The organism is Kribbella sp. NBC_00482 (genome assembly GCF_036013725.1).
GTDB lineage: Bacteria > Actinomycetota > Actinomycetes > Propionibacteriales > Kribbellaceae > Kribbella.
Map to the genome: position 1 here is coordinate 4,767,591 of NZ_CP107881.1, position 16,573 is coordinate 4,784,163.

Annotated in this window: 14 protein-coding genes; 7 read left to right on the forward strand and 7 right to left on the reverse strand. The window is 65.6% G+C overall.

The window, feature by feature from the left end; translation table 11 throughout:
• Positions 1 to 7: 7 nt before the first annotated feature.
• From OHB24_RS23420 to OHB24_RS23440, 5 genes are read right to left on the reverse strand one after another with little or no spacing between them, the layout of a single operon-like run.
• The gene (locus OHB24_RS23420; protein WP_327632952.1) at positions 8 to 1,198 is read right to left on the reverse strand and encodes an ADP-dependent glucokinase/phosphofructokinase; all 1,191 of its coding nucleotides are present in this window, start codon (positions 1,196 to 1,198) and stop codon (positions 8 to 10) included.
• A 1-nt stretch (position 1,199) separates the two neighbouring features.
• Positions 1,200 to 2,060 (reverse strand): ketose-bisphosphate aldolase, encoded by an 861-nt coding sequence (locus tag OHB24_RS23425; protein ID WP_327632953.1) that lies wholly within the window; start codon positions 2,058 to 2,060, stop codon positions 1,200 to 1,202.
• 41 nt (positions 2,061 to 2,101) lie between these two features.
• Positions 2,102 to 2,944, reverse strand: coding sequence for a carbohydrate ABC transporter permease (locus OHB24_RS23430; protein WP_327632954.1), 843 nt, complete (start codon positions 2,942 to 2,944; stop codon positions 2,102 to 2,104).
• A 6-nt stretch (positions 2,945 to 2,950) separates the two neighbouring features.
• Complete coding sequence (locus tag OHB24_RS23435) at positions 2,951 to 3,919, reverse strand: carbohydrate ABC transporter permease (RefSeq protein ID WP_327632955.1); 969 nt, start codon at positions 3,917 to 3,919, stop codon at positions 2,951 to 2,953.
• A 55-nt stretch (positions 3,920 to 3,974) separates the two neighbouring features.
• Complete coding sequence (locus OHB24_RS23440; RefSeq protein ID WP_327632956.1) at positions 3,975 to 5,300, reverse strand: ABC transporter substrate-binding protein; 1,326 nt, start codon at positions 5,298 to 5,300, stop codon at positions 3,975 to 3,977.
• Between the two features lie 175 nt (positions 5,301 to 5,475).
• Here OHB24_RS23440 and OHB24_RS23445 point away from each other — a divergent pair, with 175 nt between their 5' ends.
• Positions 5,476 to 6,312 (forward strand): DeoR/GlpR family DNA-binding transcription regulator, encoded by an 837-nt coding sequence (locus tag OHB24_RS23445; RefSeq protein ID WP_327632957.1) that lies wholly within the window; start codon positions 5,476 to 5,478, stop codon positions 6,310 to 6,312.
• 46 nt (positions 6,313 to 6,358) lie between these two features.
• Entirely contained in the window at positions 6,359 to 6,844 is a 486-nt protein-coding gene (locus tag OHB24_RS23450; protein WP_327632958.1) for a GNAT family N-acetyltransferase, read from the forward strand.
• Positions 6,845 to 7,044: 200 nt separating this feature from the next.
• Here OHB24_RS23450 and OHB24_RS23455 read toward each other — a convergent pair whose 3' ends face one another.
• A complete protein-coding gene (locus OHB24_RS23455) occupies positions 7,045 to 9,018 on the reverse strand; it encodes a hypothetical protein (protein ID WP_327632959.1) in 1,974 nt (657 codons plus the stop codon).
• A gap of 221 nt (positions 9,019 to 9,239) precedes the next feature.
• On the opposite strand from OHB24_RS23455, the gene OHB24_RS23460 reads away from it, so the two are divergent.
• The 3 genes from OHB24_RS23460 (at position 9,240) to OHB24_RS23470 (ending at position 11,916) form a co-directional block, all read left to right on the forward strand.
• On the forward strand, positions 9,240 to 9,584 hold the full coding sequence (locus OHB24_RS23460) for a YbaY family lipoprotein (protein WP_327641094.1): 345 nt from the start codon (positions 9,240 to 9,242) through the stop codon (positions 9,582 to 9,584).
• Positions 9,585 to 9,611: 27 nt separating this feature from the next.
• Positions 9,612 to 11,444: a Dot/Icm T4SS effector Zinc-dependent metalloprotease LegP gene (legP, locus tag OHB24_RS23465; RefSeq protein WP_327632960.1), complete on the forward strand. Its 1,833-nt coding sequence runs from the start codon at positions 9,612 to 9,614 to the stop codon at positions 11,442 to 11,444.
• Between the two features lie 94 nt (positions 11,445 to 11,538).
• A complete protein-coding gene (locus OHB24_RS23470; protein WP_327632961.1) occupies positions 11,539 to 11,916 on the forward strand; it encodes a nuclear transport factor 2 family protein in 378 nt (125 codons plus the stop codon).
• A 52-nt stretch (positions 11,917 to 11,968) separates the two neighbouring features.
• On the opposite strand, the gene OHB24_RS23475 is transcribed toward OHB24_RS23470, so the two are convergent.
• Entirely contained in the window at positions 11,969 to 12,994 is a 1,026-nt protein-coding gene (locus tag OHB24_RS23475; protein ID WP_327632962.1) for a phosphotransferase enzyme family protein, read from the reverse strand.
• Between the two features lie 222 nt (positions 12,995 to 13,216).
• Here OHB24_RS23475 and OHB24_RS23480 point away from each other — a divergent pair, with 222 nt between their 5' ends.
• Together OHB24_RS23480 and OHB24_RS23485 are read left to right on the forward strand one after the other, a co-directional pair.
• A complete protein-coding gene (locus OHB24_RS23480; RefSeq protein WP_327632963.1) occupies positions 13,217 to 14,512 on the forward strand; it encodes an RNA polymerase factor sigma-54 in 1,296 nt (431 codons plus the stop codon).
• Positions 14,513 to 14,546: 34 nt separating this feature from the next.
• Positions 14,547 to 16,571: a hypothetical protein gene (locus OHB24_RS23485; protein ID WP_327632964.1), complete on the forward strand. Its 2,025-nt coding sequence runs from the start codon at positions 14,547 to 14,549 to the stop codon at positions 16,569 to 16,571.
• Positions 16,572 to 16,573 lie beyond the last annotated feature (2 nt).

The window sequence follows — 16,573 nt, forward strand, 5'->3', positions numbered from 1 at the left end:
CGTCCATCTACTGCTTTTGGGCTGTGGCGGCGAGGAAGCCGCCGACGAAGGCGTCGCCGAGACCGATGGTTGTCGGTTCGGCGATGTCGAGCCGGAAGCCGGGGAGACAGCGGACGATTCCACCCATTCGTCGTTCCAGCGCTGCGGCGAACTCCTCTGCCTCGGCTCGCCTTGGCCGATTCCGCATCAGCTCGTAGTCATCGTCGGTGTACTCGTCGCCGTGCGCGTAGCGCGTGGTCGCGACGACGATGCCTTCGTTCATGGCGTCCGCGTTCGCGCCGGCGTCCTCGCCGACTGCTACGGACCAGTACTTGGTGTGCACGATCAGGGTCGGTCCGGGGATGAAGGCCCGCAGGGACTCGAGGGCGGCAGCCACGTCGTCGACCGAGAGCAGGTCGACAGCCCGGCCCAGGTACGCCTGCATCTCGTCCTCGTTCAGGCCGTAGATGTCGATGGCATCCAGCAGTACGTCGCGGACGCGTCGGCTGAACGCCGGCGTGTGGAATCCGGCGTCCTCGTAGTAGACGACAGCCTCCGCGGGCAGCTGTCGCATGTGGTCCTGCAGCGATGACAGGCGCCGGTCGAGCAGTTGCTCATCGCGGATCGAGTTGAGGCCCGAGATCAGGAAGAGCCGCGCACCCTGCAGCAGGGCGCCGAGCTCGGGGCTGAGCAGCATGGAGCTGTTCGACGGGTCGTTCGCGTAGATCAGCCGGTTCGGAAACGGCGTACGGATGGTGATATCGCCCGCATGCACCTGGAGGTCCTGGGCGTACTGCACGATCGTGTTCGGGTTGAAGGTGTCCTTGTCATCGCTGCAGACGTAGTCGGAGTCTGCCGGCAGCAGTCGGCGTACGACGTCGTTGATGCTGACCAGGTGCAGTGTGGACGGGACGCCGAGCCGGCTCATCTCCTTCGCCGCGCGCACCGACGTACCGCCGAGAGTCGTGCGGATGGAGAAGTGTTTCGTGAACTCTCTCAGGATGGCGGTGGAGGCGACGAAGTGCTCGCCTCCACCGCCCTTCTTGAGGTAGGTGAGTACCGAGATGACCAGCTCGCGCTCGTTGGTGATCGCGGTCGGTTGGGTCAGCTCGGCATCGCGGATCTGGTACTCGCCGATGAGCTGCTCCATGACCGGCGCGGACAGCGTGAGCTCATGGTCGACGCAGCCACCCAGGCCCAGGACTACGGTGCCGGCCATGTCAGTAGAGGGAGGCCTTTCCGGTCGCCTCGAACAGGTCGATCTTGTGCGCGGCCACGGCCTTCATCGCCTCGATGCAGGGCGGCTGGATGCTGAGCGGCTCCCGCAGCCCGCTGTCCGCGAGGACTTCGCGCATCTTGGCATGGTAAGCCACCTTGATGTCGCTGGAGATGTTGATCTTGTTGATGCCGAGCTTGACCGACAGCGCGATCTCGTCGTCGGGGTTGCCGGAGCCGCCGTGCAGTACGAGGGGGATCTGAAGGCGGTCCTTGATCTCCTTCAGCAGGTCGAGCTTCAGCTCCGGCTTCAGGGTCTTCGGATAGAGGCCGTGGTAGGTGCCGATGGCAACGGCGAGGCTGTCGACCCCCGTTGCCTGGACGAAGGTGACGGCGTCCAGCGGGTCGGTGTAGATGATGGCGTCGCTACCGTCCTCGGCCTCGTTGTCGGTCTTGCCGATCGTCCCCAGCTCCGCCTCGACCGACAGGCCGACCGCGTGCGCGGTCTCGGCGACCTTCTTGGAGATCGCGACGTTCTCCTCGAAGGACTTGAGCGACGCGTCGATCATCACCGACGTGAAACCGACCTGGATCGCGGTCAGCATCTCCTCGTACGTCGCACCGTGGTCCCAGTGAATCGCGATCGGCACGGACGAGCGGTGCGCTCGTTGTGTGATCGCCGCGATCGCGTCCACGCCGAGGTGCCGGACCTCGTCGGGATGGATTCCGATGAACAGCGGGGCGCTCTTCTCCTCGCTGATGTCCACGATGCCGTTGAACATCGCGTAGTCGCTGATGTTGAAGGCTGGGACGGCGAAACTCTTCTCGTTCGCGACGTCCAGGATCGCCTTGCCAGTCGTCAGCATATGGCCACTCTCTCTTCTTCGTCGGGGTTGGTTGCGGCTTGTCAGGCCTTGACGGCGCCGGAGGTCAGGCCTCCGATGAATCGCCGCTGGAACAGGAGGAACAGCACGAGCACCGGGATGGAGCCGAGGATGCTCATGGCCATCATTTGGTTCCACTCGTACGAGTGCTGGCCCATCAGGAGCTGGATGCCGATGGGCACGGTTCGCATGTCGTCGGTGCGGGTGAGCGTCAACGCGAACAGGTACTCGTTCCACGAGATCATGAACGTGTAGACGCCGACCGCGATCATCCCCGGAACCGAGATGGGCACCAGGACCCGCCACAACGCCGTCCAGCTCGAGGCCCCGTCGACCTTGACGGACTCGTCGAGTTCCTTGGGCAGCGTGTTGAAGTAGGCGGTCATCATGATGATCGCGTACGGCAGCGTGAAGACGATGTGGGTGAGAATCAGCCCGGGATAGGTGTTGTACAGGCCGAGCGCCACGACCAGGCCGAAGTACGGGATCACCAGGGTGATCGGCGGCACGGCCTGCACGCTGATGATGACGGCGTTGACGGATCGCTTCAGCGGGAACTCGTACCGGCTGAATCCGTAGGCCGCGAGGATCGCGACGAGCAAGGTCAGTGCCGTGACGGAGAGCGCGACGACGTAGCTGTTGATGAAGAACCTGACCTTGTCAGGGTCGCCGAGGATGCTGCGGTACGCGTCGAGCGAGAAGTTCGCGGTCACGAGCTTGGGAGGGACCTGGAAGATCTCTCCGTTGGCCTTGAACGACGTCGACAGCATCCACAGCACCGGCAGGCCGGCGAACAGGGCACCGACGCAGAGGCCGGTGAAGACGGCGACCTTCGCGCCGAGGCGTCGTCTCTTGCGCGTGCTCACGTGCGATCACCTCTCCTTTTGCAGGCGGACGTAGAAGAAGGCAAGGACCAGCGACAGGAGCAGGACGATGACAGCGCTGGCGGACGCGGTGGCGAACTCGTAGCTGCTGAAGGCCTGCTTGTAGGTATAGGTACTGAGCATTTCGGTGGCGTTCAGCGGGCCACCGCCCGTCGTCATCCAGATCAGCGCGAACTGCTGCGAGGTCCAGATGAGATCGAGTACGGCCATACTGATGAGCACCGGCCGCAATTGCGGGATCGTGACGTTGAAGAACTGCCGCACAGCACCGGCGCCGTCCACGGAGGCTGCTTCGTACAGGTCCGACGAGATCCCCTGCAAGCCGGCCAGGATGCTGATCATGAAGAACGGGAACCCGGCCCAGATGTTGATGAAGGTCAAGGCCCAGAGCGCCGTCGACGGGTCCGAGAGCCAGTTCACCCCCTGCTGCATCTGGCCGACGGTGGTCAGGAGGTAGTTGACCACCCCGGACGGGTCCAGCAGCAAGCGCCAGATCACCGCGATCACGGCGACCGTGAACAGCCACGGCAGGATGTAGATGATCCGGAAGATCGCCTTCGTGACCTCGCCCAGAAGGGACGTGTTGAGCATCAGCGCGAAGGTCAGCCCCAGGACGAGGTGGGCGGCGGTGCTCACGGTGATGAACGCGAGCGTGTTCTTCAGCGCCACCAGGAAGTCGGGATCGGTGAGCACCTTCGTATAGTTGGCGAGACCAACGAGGACCGGGTTGTCCTCGACGATCACGTTGTCCTTGAACGAGTAGCTGACCACCATCGCGATCGGGATGATCATCAGGACAGAGATCAAGATGATCGTCGGCGAGAGATAGGCGTACGCGACGGCGCTCCTCGCGAAGAACCGCAGCTTCCCGCCACCGGGGGCGGCACGGGTCTGCGACGCCGCCTTCGCCTCCGCCTCCGGTGGAAGGGCGGTGGGATTCAGGTCCGCAAGTTTCATCGATGTCTCCTTGTTCGGGGCTGCGCCGGCGAACCGCCGCGGCCCCGAATCTGAGCTAGCTCAGCACGGACGTCCAGGACTCCTGCGCCTTGGTCAGAGTGTCGTCGACACTCTGCTTGCCGGTGAGCGTGAGCTGAAGCTGCTCGTCGAAGCTGCGCATGAGGTCCTCGGACTTCGGCAGGCCGACGAACTCGTTGGCCGGATAGCCCGCCTGGTAGATGTCGAACGCGGTCTTGAACATCGGGTCGCTCTTGCTGAAGTCCGGCGTGGCGGTCTTGTTGCCGGGGAACCCGTTCGCCAGCGTGCTCAGCTGTGCGTTCGTCTGCTTGCTCATCAGGAACTGCACCAGCTTGAACGCCTCGGCTTTGTGCTTGGAGGAGTTCGAGACGCCGATGCCCCACGATGCGTACGGGATGCCGCGTTTTCCGGTGTAGCCGTCCACGGCCGGGATCGGGGCCACGGTGAACTTGAGCGAGGGGTTGTTCTTCTTGATCAGCGTGATGTGCGCCAAGGAGTCGATCACCATGCCGACCTGACCCGTGGTGAACTTCTCGACCTTGTCCTGCTCCTTCATGGTGAGCGAACCGGGTGCGATGACGTTCGCGTCGTTGAGGCTCTTGACGAAGTCCACGGTGCTCTTGACCTGATCGCTCTTCAGGTCGGCCTTGCCGTCGTCGGTGAGCATGCTGCCCCCGGACGCCCACAGCCACGACATCACGTCGTTCTGGATGCCGTTCGGTACGGCGGTGTCGAGGGGAAGCGCCCAGCCCTTGACGTTCCCGCCGAGTGCGCTGACCTTCTTGGCCGCGTCCAGGAACTGCGTCCGCGTGGTCGGCGGCGTGGTGACCCCCGCCTTCTTCAGTAGATCGTTGTTGACGAACAACGGGTACACGAAGTTGACCACCGGGACCATGTAGGTCTTGTCCTTGATCTGGATCTGACTCGCGAGCTGGCTCGAGTCGTACTTCGCATCCGCCATCAGCTCGGTCAGGTCGGCGATGGCTCCCTGCTTCGCGAAGTCGCTGACCCATGCGCCGTCCAGACCCACCACATCGGGCAACGTCTTCGAAGCCGCGCCGGCCACCAACTGCTGCTTGGTGGACGCGTACGGCCCGCTCAGGAGCTTGACCTTGATCTTCGGGTTCTGCGCGGTGAACTCGGCCATCAGCTTGTCGAACGCTCCCTCCGGGAGCTCCGGTGCCCACCACTGCGCGAACTCCAGCGTGACGGTCCCATTAGCACTCGATTCCTCGTTCGCCCCGTCCGAACCACACGCGACCGCAGTAGTTCCGGCCATCGCCGCCACCGTCATCACGCCGATCAGCTGCCTCAGCCGGCTGCGCACCCGGGTGCCGCCTCCGCTCATCGCGACCGCCTCCATGTCAAGGTCTTACTGCTCTTTGCAGGATTGCGCCACGTTAACAGCGCATTACAGGACCTACAAGAGCGAGAGTCGCAGAATCTTGCGGAGAACCGCAGAGAACGGAGCCGCCTATGCTGTAGCCTGCGATCCGAGCCTCCTATCGCGCAGAACGACGTACGCAACTACCGCAAAGATGGGAAGATCTGTGGCCGTGGACAACGAGGACCGGCAGCGCCGTCTGCCTGCGGGGCGCAAGGCCAAGTTGGCGGCCTATGTCGCCGAGACCGGCGAGGTCACGGTCGGCGCTCTCGCCGAGCGCTTCGGCGTCTCCATCGACACCGTCCGTCGCGACCTCGACCAATTGAGCGCCGACGGCGTACTGGTGCGCACGTACGGCGGAGCGGTCAGCCAGTCGAGCATCTCCCGGGTCGACCGGACCGTCGACGTACGGCTCAACCTCGAGAAGCGTGAGAAGGAGCAGATCGCCACGCTCGCCACGTCCCTGGTCAAGGACGGTTCGGTCATCATGATCAACGGCGGTACGACGACCCTCGCCGTCGCGCGGAACCTGCGCAATCACCGCGACCTCACGGTTGCGACCAACAGCCTGCTCGTCCCCCCGGCGCTGCCCCCGTCGGCTGTACGCGAGGTGTACGTGTTCGGCGGCGCCGTCCGCACTCTCACCTTGACGACCACCGGCCCCGTGAGCTTGCCGTCGGCCGGCGGGGCCGATCTGGATGTCAGTTGCGATCTGGCCCTGATCGGGGTCGGGGCGGTGTCGGCCGAGGGCGGGTACACGACGAGCAACCTCGCCGACGCAGCCATGATGCGCGAGATGATCTCCCGGGCGGAGCGCGTGGCCATCCTGGCCGACTCCTCCAAGTTCGGTCGTCGCCTGTTCGCTCAGGTGGCCGAGCTCGACGCAGCCGACTACCTCGTCACCGACTCGACGCCGCCGCCCGACCTCCTGAAGGCTCTCCGGGAGAGCGAAGTGGAGCTTGTGACCCCCGAGACGCACGACGCCCGCTGACCAAGAGCGCTCGCCTATCGGCTCGTACTGGTCGTAGTCTCCGCTCATGCCGATCCGGTACGCCGTCCCACGCGATGCGGAGGTCATGGCCGCGGTGACCTGTGCCGCGTTCGCCGAGTTCGAGGACTTCGACGTGACCCGCGAGCAGTCCGCCGCCAACTGGCGCCGGACTCTCCTCCGAGAGTCGGCCGAGCAGCCTCGGCCACACCACACCAGGGTCGCCGAACTGCCGGACGGGACGGTCATCGGTCTGGTCATGGCCGGCCCCGCGGATCCTGAGCTCGGTCATGACGCCGAGATCTACGCCCTCGCGGTCAGCCCAGATCACCAGGGTCGTGGCGACGGCCGCGCCCTGCTACGAGTGGCCGCGGCCGATCTGTCCGCCGATGGATTCGGCTCGCTGGCGATCCGGGTCCTCGCCGTCAACGAACGCGCCCGCCGCTTCTACGTCGCCCTCGGCGGAACCCTCGCTGGCAACGCCTCACCCAACGAGATCTTCTACTCCTGGCCCGACCTCGCAGCACTCCTCTGAACCGATGAGTGCCGGCCCGGCACCGCGGGCACGCTGAAGACCCCCGCTGTCGGCCTGACGTGATCATTGACGGCAGCTGGGCGGAGATGGCCTGGGAGAGATGGTCGGCATGGACCAAGGACGATCGCCGGTGGAACACCTACTTGCTCGACACCACCGGACGATCCATCACTCAGTCCCTCGACGACCTCGAGCACTGCTCAGCCCGTCGGAAAACGACGCCGTCCATCGACGCCGACCTGGAGAGGCGGATCGCTGTACCTAAAGCATCCGATGTCAGGGGACTGGCTCGAGTTCGCATCGTCCAGGCACCGCAGGTCCGTCGGGAGTACGACACCGCGTCGACGCGCTGGACTGTCGGCGCGTAGCCGGAAGTCATCGGTCAGCGGGTCAGGCTGCGTGGCGTCGAACGCGCGGAAACGGCAATCTTGGTCGATGCTCGACGCTTCGAAGCCAGGCGGGTGCACATCCTGGCTGTCGGTGAAGAACCGTCCTAGCGTGTCGTGAACCAGTTCATCGATCGAGAAGAAGTTGGCGCCGGGCACCAGTCCGTCCACGCCGGGGAACTCGTATGCGTCGTGGTGGAACATCCACGTGCCGGCGAACGGCCCTGTGCGGAAATAGCAGTTGCCGTCGGTCGCTGCCGGCGAAGTCGGCGCCGGGAGATAGCTGATCGGCTTGTCCGGCTGTGCGCTCGTGCTGATGTCGACGAACACGTTGTTGTACGACCGGCGACGGCCCCCGCCTTTGTACGCCCTGAAGTGCGTCACCGCGGCAGCGCCGTCCTGATCCCTGACCAGAATCGTGTTGTGGAAGAGGTCGAGTGGACCGTCCGGAGGGTTGCCCTTGAACAGTTGACCCAGCCGAAGCGCATCCGGCAGCGGCTGTCCGACATCGGGACGAGGTCGTACCCCCAGAATCGGGCGACGGAAGTCGAACAGATTTCGATAGACCGAAACGCCGTTGCCTGCGAAGTTGTCCGTAGCGAAGCTCAAGCCGGTCAAACTCCGCTCGATCACGTTCTCGAAGATCTGTAGATCGGTGAGTCCTCGGACCTCGGTGATGAGCGCGTCGTCATTGAGGTTGCTGACGAAGTTTCGGGTGAAGGTGAGTCGAGACCCGAACAGGCTCAGGTCGTGGCCGTTGACGAACTCGCAGTACCTGATGGTGGTATCGACACTGTTCCGAACGCCGGACAGCAAAGCTCGGCACGTCGAGGCGCCTAGTGTGTTCGTGACCACCTGACCGTCGGCGACGAAGCAGTAGTCGTCCTTCCTGTCGCTGCGGAAGTACCAAGACGGCATGCCGCCGTCGATCAGGCTGTGCGATACCACTGTCCCTTGGCATGACTCGCCGATTTCTATGCCGTACGGTCCGGCCAGAACGACCAGGTGGTCGAGGCGGATATCGGATGACTTCTCGACGTGTACGACGGGGCTCCCGTGGCGAACCGTCAAGTCCTCGATGTACACCGAATCGCAGTTGATGATCCGCAGTGTTGCCTGCAGGAAAGTCCAGATGGCCAGCGGCACCTCGCCTGGATCGCTCGGACCCGTGTAGTCGTCGAATCCTTCGATGTTGTGGTGCGTCGGTGACAGCCGCACGTGGACTCGTCCGGTGTCGTCCTGCCATAGTCCGGGACCCATGTAGACCCAAGGGCGTCGCGGAAACAGGGGCGTCTTGAGGTCAGTAGGCGTCCCGCACTTCACCGCGTCCGGTCCGTCGAGCGGATCGGTTGCAATGTCGCGAATCGGCCCGAACAGTTCGTTGGTCGCCTGCAGGTCCTGGTGGACGGCGTAGCGGATCAGCCGTGTGTACGGGACGCGTTCGAGGAACGAGCCGGCCGCTCGGTTGTTGTTGTCAAGTGGAAGCGGATTGTGGGTCACGTACTCGCCAACGGCGTCAGGCCCATCCCACAGCGTGTTAGGGACGCTCTGGAACTCGCGAATGCCTGCATCGATGACCGCATGCGCGCCAGGAAATGGCCGCAGCACAATCGGACTGCCCGGAGTCGCACGAAGGTCGAGCAACGAGAGCTGTTGGAAGTAGACACCATCGAGGAGATACAGGACGTCACCGGGTTGCAGCTGGGCAACCCCGTGGTTCAACGACCACGGACTTGCAGTAGTCCCGGCGTTCTCAGGCAAGCCTTCCGGGCTGACGAAGTACTCCATACGCCCCCACCTCTCGCGATGGGGCGGACACGGTGTCTGTGTCGATTGGACTCGTGCAACCTGCCAATGTCAAACAGCAGGGGAGCGGTCGTGTGATTGAAACGCGTGCTTTCCAAGGGGTTTCGGGGGTGTGCTGTGCGGGCTTGACTGTCCGGTGGGGTGGGCGCATGGTCGAACCTAGGGGCGCGCTGCGGCGCGATCGGGGGAAGTGGTGCTTTGACATGTTGCTGACCGGGCGGATCGTTTTCCCTTCCGGGGATCGACCTGAGGAAGCCTCGCGAGTGGTGGCTCGGGTCGAAGAGGTTTCGCGCGCGGACGCGCCGGCCGTGATCATCGCCGAGCAGGTCCAGGAGCACGTGGCCCTGCCGCGTGACGACAGCGAGTCGTTGCCTTTCGCAATTGATCTGCGGGCCACCTCGATCGATCCACGGCTCCGGTATTCGGTGCGGGTGCATGTCGACGTGTCCGGAACCGCGAGTGTGACCTCGGACGATTTCGTCTCCACTGCGTCGTACCCGGTCCAATTCGGCGCGGGCGAACTGGCGGTGGAGGTACGACGGGTTTGATGTGACGACAACCAGGGGGAGCAAGACGTGACACAGGACAACGGAGTCTGGCGTAACGCGGGAGAGTTCCGCGGCGGAGAACGCGGTACGGCGGTGATCTCAGGAGTCACCTTCTCGAACTCGCCGGTGGTTTACAGCGCGGTGGACGGACTCGCAATCTTCGAAGGCGACATCGTGCTCGGGACGGTCGACCAACTCGAGCTGGGAATGAGCGAACTGCAGGGCACGATCGTCGGGGATGTCCAGGCCGGTGTCGGCATTCCCGGCGCCCGCTTCCGGTGGCCACGCTCGCAGGTCCCGTTCGACATCGACCCGAATCTGCCGAATCAGCAGCGGGTCCGCGACGCCATCGCGCATTGGGAGTCGAACACACCGATCCGGTTCCCCGAGCGCACCGCGGCGAATGCCGGCGACTTTCCCAATTTCGTGCATTTCGCGGACGCGGGCGGTTGTTGGTCGTCGGTCGGGATGCAGGGCGGGTCGCAGACGATCAGCCTCGGGACCGGGTGTACGAGAGGGAACGCGATCCACGAGATCGGCCATGCGGTCGGGCTGTGGCATGAGCAGAGCCGGGAGGACCGCGACCAGTTCGTCACGATCACCTGGGCGAACATTCAAGCCGGTATGGAACACAACTTCGATCAGCACATCACCGATGGCGACGACCTCGGCGGCTACGAGTACGGATCGATCATGCATTACCCGAGGACGGCGTTCAGCAGCAACGGACGTGAGACCATCACGCCCGTCGATCCGAATGCGCAGCTCGGACAGCGGACAGGTCTGTCGTCCGGAGACATCGCAGCCGTGCTCGCTATGTACCCCACGGTCGGCTGGCATCACAACGACCTGAGTGCGTCGGCGGGCGCGCCGAATGCGACCGGAGTTCCGGCCGGTTACACCTGGGCCGTCGACAAGACCCAGCATGTGGTTTATCGCGGTGGTGACGGTCATATTCATGAGTTGTGGTTCAACGGGACGTGGAACCACAATGATCTGGTTGCGGCGGCGGGTGCGCCGAGTGCTGCCGGTGATCCGGCTGGGTATACGTGGGATGTCGACAACACCCAGCATGTCGTTTATCGCGGTGGCGATGGGCACATTCATGAGCTGTGGTTCAACGGCACGTGGAACCACAACGATCTCGTCGCGGCGGCCGGTGCCCCGAAGGCTGTCGGTGACCCGGCTGGCTATACCTGGGACGTGGACGGCACTCAGCATGTGGTCTATCGCGGTGGTGATGGGCACATTCATGAGCTGTGGTTCAACGGGACGTGGAACCACAATGATCTGGTTGCGGCGGCGGGTGCGCCGAGTGCTGCCGGTGATCCGGCCGGGTATACGTGGGATGTCGACAACACCCAGCATGTCGTTTATCGCGGTGGCGATGGGCACATCCACGAGTTGTGGTTCAACGGCACGTGGAACCACAACGATCTCGTCGCGGCCGCCGGAGCTCCCAACGCGACCGGACTGCTGGCCGGCTATACCTGGGACGTCGATCGCACCCAGCACGTCGTCTATCGGGCCGGCGACGGTCACATTCATGAACTGTGGTTCAACGGCGCCTGGAACCACAACGACCTAGTTGCCGCCGGGGGCGCGCCCAGTGCCGTCGGGGATCCGGCCGGCTACACGTGGGACGTCGATCGCACCCAGCACGTCGTCTATCGGGCCGGCGACGGTCACATTCATGAGTTGTGGTTCAACGGCACGTGGAACCACAACGACCTGGTCGCCGCGGCCGGCGCCCCGAATGCCTCCGGTGACCCCGCCGGCTACACCTGGGACGTAGACCGCACCCAACACGTCGTCTACCGAGGCATCGACGCCCACATCCACGAAGTCTGGTTCCCCTGATCCACCGTCGACCAATCAGCAGAGGGCAAACCTGCCCTCTGCTGATTGGTTCGCCGACCGGCGGAAGGCGGCGGTCGCTGCAAGGATGGGCTGTATGGGAGAGGTCGAGGACCAGGTCGTTGCTGCTGCGCGCGACCGTGCTGATGCGCTGGCGAGCGGGGACGGTGAACGGCTGCGGTCTCTCCTGCACCGGGACTTCGGCTGGATCTCGCATCTGGGTGAGGAGTTCGATCGCGAGCGATACATCTCGTCGAACGTCGGTGGATCCCTGACGTGGAACGCCCAAACGCTCACCGATGTCCAGGTGGTGGTCGTCGGCGATACCGCCGTACTGCGTTGTGTGGTCATGGACCACGTGGACGCGGGCCGCGGTGAAGAGTCGTTCCGGATGCCGATGACCCAGACGTGGGTCCGGGTCACCGATCGTTGGCTGTGTCTGGCCGGCCACGCAGGACCGCGTCGGACGGATTAAGCGCCGACCTGGTCGACACGGTCGGCGCCCGACTCGACGGGGCGCGGGTGGATCAGTAGGGCAGGGTGAGACATTGCCGGGCCAGGCTCATTCGCCAGGTTGCGTCTTGGGCGGGTGTTGGAGATACGTCGCGGCCTGCAGTGAGTAGGCAGTGATTCGCGTTCCGGGCGGCTATGAGCGTCGGCAGGTGTTCCTCGAGGGCCGACGGTAGCGAGCGCATGGTGCGGTAGCCGGCCAGGAATGCGTCGCGGAGCCGTGGATAGGCGGGATTGTTCACGATGGCACCCGGATGCCCGGCGAGGTTGCCGAGTAGTGGGCACAGGTCGTAGAGGAAGTAGCCCCAGCCGCAGTCGTCGAAGTCGAACACACTGGCCCGCCATGCAGAGCCGGCTCGTTGCAGGTAGCAGTTCCCGAGGATGTAGTCGGCGTGGATGATGCCGAAGGAGTCTCCAGCGGACTCGAGGGTGGCGAAGATGGCGCGGGTGCGTTCAGCTATCTCGGCGTACAGCTCGAGATCTCGCCGATCCAAGAGCTCTTCGATGCCGACCTCGGGTCGGTACGGCGATGCCGATGGCGTGAACATTCCGTCGGCATCCCACCGGGGTAGCGAGAAGTCGGCCGGTGGACGGAACTGCGCGGACAGGCTGTGCAGTGATGCCAGGGCCTGGCCCAGTCGATGGACGGTGTTTTCGGTCAGGCCTCGCCCGGGCACCAGGACCTGGCCGTCTACCCAGGTCATCAGGTCCCAGCTGAGCGCCGCGTCCTCGGCGATGACCTCGACCACGAGGTCGCCGTTTCGATTGGTGATCGGCCGAGGAGCGGACAGGAGCGGCTGATCGGCCCAGTGCTCGGTGACGGATCGCACGAACTGCAGTTCGGATCGGATGTGGTCGTTGGTGCGGTAGCCGGATCGATGGAGCCGAAGGGCGTAGCGTTCGCTGTACGTCGTGACCTCGAAGATCGTGTTGAGGCCGCGTGCGTGCAGGCGGAGGGCGAGCGGCTCGGCCAGATCGTAGGCCGCCAACGCGACCCGCGCCAGCGACTCCAGGCGGAGGTCGTCTTCGGTCTCAGGTGGCATCGCATGCGAGGCTAATCAGGTCCGCTGACGTTGGCGAACCATTTTCGATGACGAGGGCCGCCTTCAAAGGCTGAACGTCGTACCCCGGGGTCTTTGGTTGCTGTGGGCAAGGAGGTTGTCGGGCCGATGCGTTGCCACCGGGTCAGGGAGCTGGCACGCTTCTTGCAGGGGGTCGGGTGACGTCGTTGGACAAGGCGTCGCCTGTGCCGGGGGGTGGTTCGCGTGTCCTTCACGTTCGAGCTCGCCATGGTGCCCAGGTTCGGCTTCGAGGTGACGCCGGCGCTGGTCACATTCGGCGAGATGCTGATGATGCCGTACGCCGAGATGCGGTCCGCGGTCGAGGACGAGCTGAGCAGTAACACCGCGCTGGAACGTCTCGAGATCGGCGATTGCCCGATCTGTCGCGGACGTTGGCAGTCTGCCTGCGTTGCCTGCTCGCCGTCCGTCGCGCGGGCGGGGTCGGCGGATCGCGGACTACCGGATTCCACTGACACCCCGGCGACCGAGCCGGACACCGACGCGTTGATTCGCGCCGCCGGCCTGGAGACGGCCGCGGACGATCGCCCGATCGTCGAGTACGTCGTCGGCAGTCTCGATCGGCATGGGTTGCTCGACCGGCCCTGTGCGCAGCTCGCGGCCGAGCTTGGTGTCGCCGAGTCGACGGTCACCCGGGTGCTGGCCGTCGTACGTCGGTGTGGGCCGCCGGGGATCTGTGCGATCGACAGCAGCGAGTGTCTGCTCTTTCAGCTCGATGCACTCGGACTCGATGACCAGCGGGTGAGGCTGGCGCGGCAGGTCATCGGGAATCACTTGCCCGAGCTGGCCAGGGGACGGTACGCGTCGATCGCGGCGGCGCTGGGGGTTTCCCGGGGTGAGGTTCGCGCTGTCCTCGAGCTGATCCGGGACCGGCTCCGGCCCTATCCGGCGTTCGACGGCAATGCGCCGGCGGTCACGGCGTACGTCGTACCGGATGTGGTGATTCGTGAGCACGACCGCATCGCCGGGGAGTTCACGGTGGAGTTGGTCGAGTCGGCGCTGACCAGGTTACGGGTGCGCCCAACGGTCGGGCGCCGGAACCGCAGTGGCTCGTCGGAGTCGGTGCAGGAGGCGCGGTCGTTCCTCGCGCAGTTGCGCGATCGGTGGGACACACTGCGACGGGTCGCGGAGTACGCCGTACATCGGCAGCAGCGGTTCCTGCGTGAGGGTGCGGTCGGTCTGGAACCGTTGACTCGTGCGGAGGTGGCCGCGGCGCTCGAGTTGCACGAGTCGACGGTGAGCCGGGCGGTGACCGACAAGTACGCGTTGTTGCCGGATCAGACCGTCGTACCACTGTCGCGGTTCTTCGGTTCCGGCGGCGGAGCCGACCACGCGCTGCGCACGCTGCTGGAGGCAGCCGACGGCCCGGTCTCCGACCAGCAGCTGGCTGATCTGCTGCGGGACAAGGGATATCCGTTGGCGCGGCGCACTGTCGCGAAGCGCAGGGCCAAGCTCGGGTTCGCCGCCGCGGCGCTGCGCTGACCGGGGATGGCACGGTTCTTGCAGTGACCAGGGTGTGGATGTTCATCCCTGGCGACGAGCCGCACTGACGACGTCCGAGCTCGCTTCCGAGCTTCTGGACGTGACCGACGCGCGCCAGTTGCGCGAGTTCATCGGACGGATGGTGGCGGGCACGGACGGTGCCCTGCCGGCCGACGTACGACGGGGTCTGGTGACCCGGCTCGGGGAGCAGGCCGTGCGGACGGTGCCGTCCTTGGCGGCGATGGTCGGCGCGGCACCCGGCCGCGGGCCGGGGCGGTCGGTGACGGCGTCGGCGGCCCGGAGCTACGGGCTGGAGCTCGAGGGGATGAGCGTTCAGGACCGCGATTTCGAGATTGCGCAGCAGTTCGTCGGGGGCGCCCGTTCGGCGATCGCCGGGGCGGTGGAGCGGCAGAGGTTCGAGACAGGCCGGGCAAGAGTGCGGAAGGGGTTCCAGATGTTCGAGACGGGTACGCAGACGGCCGAGTACGGCCAGGGCGAGTACGGCGAAGGCGAGTACGGCCAGGGGGAGTACGGGGAAGGGGAGTACGGGGAGGGCGAGTACGGCCAGGGCGAGTACGGGGAAGGGGAGTACGGGGAGGGCGAGTACGGCCAGGGCGGGTACGGGGAAGGGGAGTACGGCGAAGGCGAGTACGGCGAAGGCGAGTACGGCGAGGCCGAGTACAGCGCAGCCGAGTACGGCGCCGGTGAATACGGGGAAGGTGAGTACGGGGAAGGTGAGTACGGGGAAGGCGAGTACGGGGAGGGGGAGTACGGGGAGGGGGAGTACGGCGAGGGTGAGTACGGCGAGGGGGAGTCGGAAGAGCGGTTCCTTCCGCTGATCCCCTTGGCGGGGAAGGTGCTCGGTGGTCTGCTCGGCAACCTGATGAAGGAGTCGGAGTACGGCGAAGCGGAGTACGGCGAGGCCGAGGAGGAGTTCCTGCACAAGATGTTCCAGCAGGTGCTCGGCCAGGAGTCCGAGGTGAACGAGTTTCCGCTGTCCGAGGCGCAGGAGGAGGAGTTCGCCTCCCGGCTGCTGCAGGTGTCGAACGAGCAGGAGCTGGATCACTTCCTCGGCGGCCTGATCAACACGATCGGCAAGGTCGTCAAAGGCGTCGGCCGAGCCGCGGCCTCACCCCAGGGACGCGCGCTGATCAGCTCGCTGAAGCCACTCGCGAAGGTCGCCCTGCCGGCGCTAGGTGGCGCCGTCGGTACCGCGATCGCGCCGGGTATCGGCACGTCGATCGGCGGCACTCTCGGATCGGCCGCGAGCTCGCTGTTCGAGGGTGAGATGCCGGGGATGAGCCAGGAGGAACAGGACTTCGAGGTCGCGACGCGCTTCGTCCAGACCGCCGCGGCGGCTGCCCGGGACGTGGCGATGGCGCCGCCCGGCGCTCCGCCGCGGCTGGTCGGCGAGTCCGCGACCTTCCGGGCCGCGCGCAAGTTCGCACCGCCGCTGTTCCGCAGTGCGCTGCGATCCGTCTCACCGCTCGCGCGCCGCTACTTCGGCGGCCGACGGCCCACTGGAAGACGGCCCTCCAGCCGTCGTTCCCCGAGTCGCCGCTACCCCAGCAGCCACCGCCGGCACGCTCCTGGCTACCGCCGCAGCCCCGGCTACCGTCACTCTGGCTACCGGCCGTCCGGCTACGCCTCGTCGTACGCCGTGTCCGCGCCGCCGGACCAGCAACCGCCGGACCAGTCGCCGACCGGGCCGCCGTCAGGGCAGCCCGCCGGTCCGCCACCACCACGGCCGGGCTTCCGCTGGGTCGCCGTACCGATCGGCGCGCCGGCGCCGCCCGCGCCACCGGCCGCCGAGCCGCCGTCCGAGCCGCCCGCCGACGCACCGCCTGATGGTGCGGCGGAGCCGGCCCAGAGCGAGTACGGCGAGTACGGCGAATACAGCGAGTACGGCGACAGCGGTGGCCGGCGCTACGGCCGCGGTGGTGGCCGAGGGGGCGGCCGTCGTAGTGGCGGTAGCAGCAGTAGCGGTAGCGGCAGCAGCGGCGGTCCGGGCGGTCGCTGGATCCGACGGGCCGGCAAGATCATCCTGCTGGACGTCTGAGT

Bases quoted from the DNA above. Each gene is read 5' to 3' on its own strand.
- OHB24_RS23440 (WP_327632956.1), bottom strand. From the start codon at position 5,300: ATGGAGGCGGTCGCGATGAGCGGAGGCGGCACCCGGGTGCGCAGCCGG.
- OHB24_RS23460 (WP_327641094.1), top strand. From the start codon at position 9,240: ATGTTGCTGACCGGGCGGATCGTTTTCCCTTCCGGGGATCGACCTGAG.
- OHB24_RS23420 (WP_327632952.1), bottom strand. From the start codon at position 1,198: ATGGCCGGCACCGTAGTCCTGGGCCTGGGTGGCTGCGTCGACCATGAG.
- OHB24_RS23455 (WP_327632959.1), bottom strand. From the start codon at position 9,018: ATGGAGTACTTCGTCAGCCCGGAAGGCTTGCCTGAGAACGCCGGGACT.
- OHB24_RS23475 (WP_327632962.1), bottom strand. From the start codon at position 12,994: ATGCCACCTGAGACCGAAGACGACCTCCGCCTGGAGTCGCTGGCGCGG.
- OHB24_RS23450 (WP_327632958.1), top strand. From the start codon at position 6,359: ATGCCGATCCGGTACGCCGTCCCACGCGATGCGGAGGTCATGGCCGCG.
- OHB24_RS23435 (WP_327632955.1), bottom strand. From the start codon at position 3,919: ATGAAACTTGCGGACCTGAATCCCACCGCCCTTCCACCGGAGGCGGAG.
- OHB24_RS23425 (WP_327632953.1), bottom strand. From the start codon at position 2,060: ATGCTGACGACTGGCAAGGCGATCCTGGACGTCGCGAACGAGAAGAGT.
- OHB24_RS23470 (WP_327632961.1), top strand. From the start codon at position 11,539: ATGGGAGAGGTCGAGGACCAGGTCGTTGCTGCTGCGCGCGACCGTGCT.
- OHB24_RS23445 (WP_327632957.1), top strand. From the start codon at position 5,476: ATGGGAAGATCTGTGGCCGTGGACAACGAGGACCGGCAGCGCCGTCTG.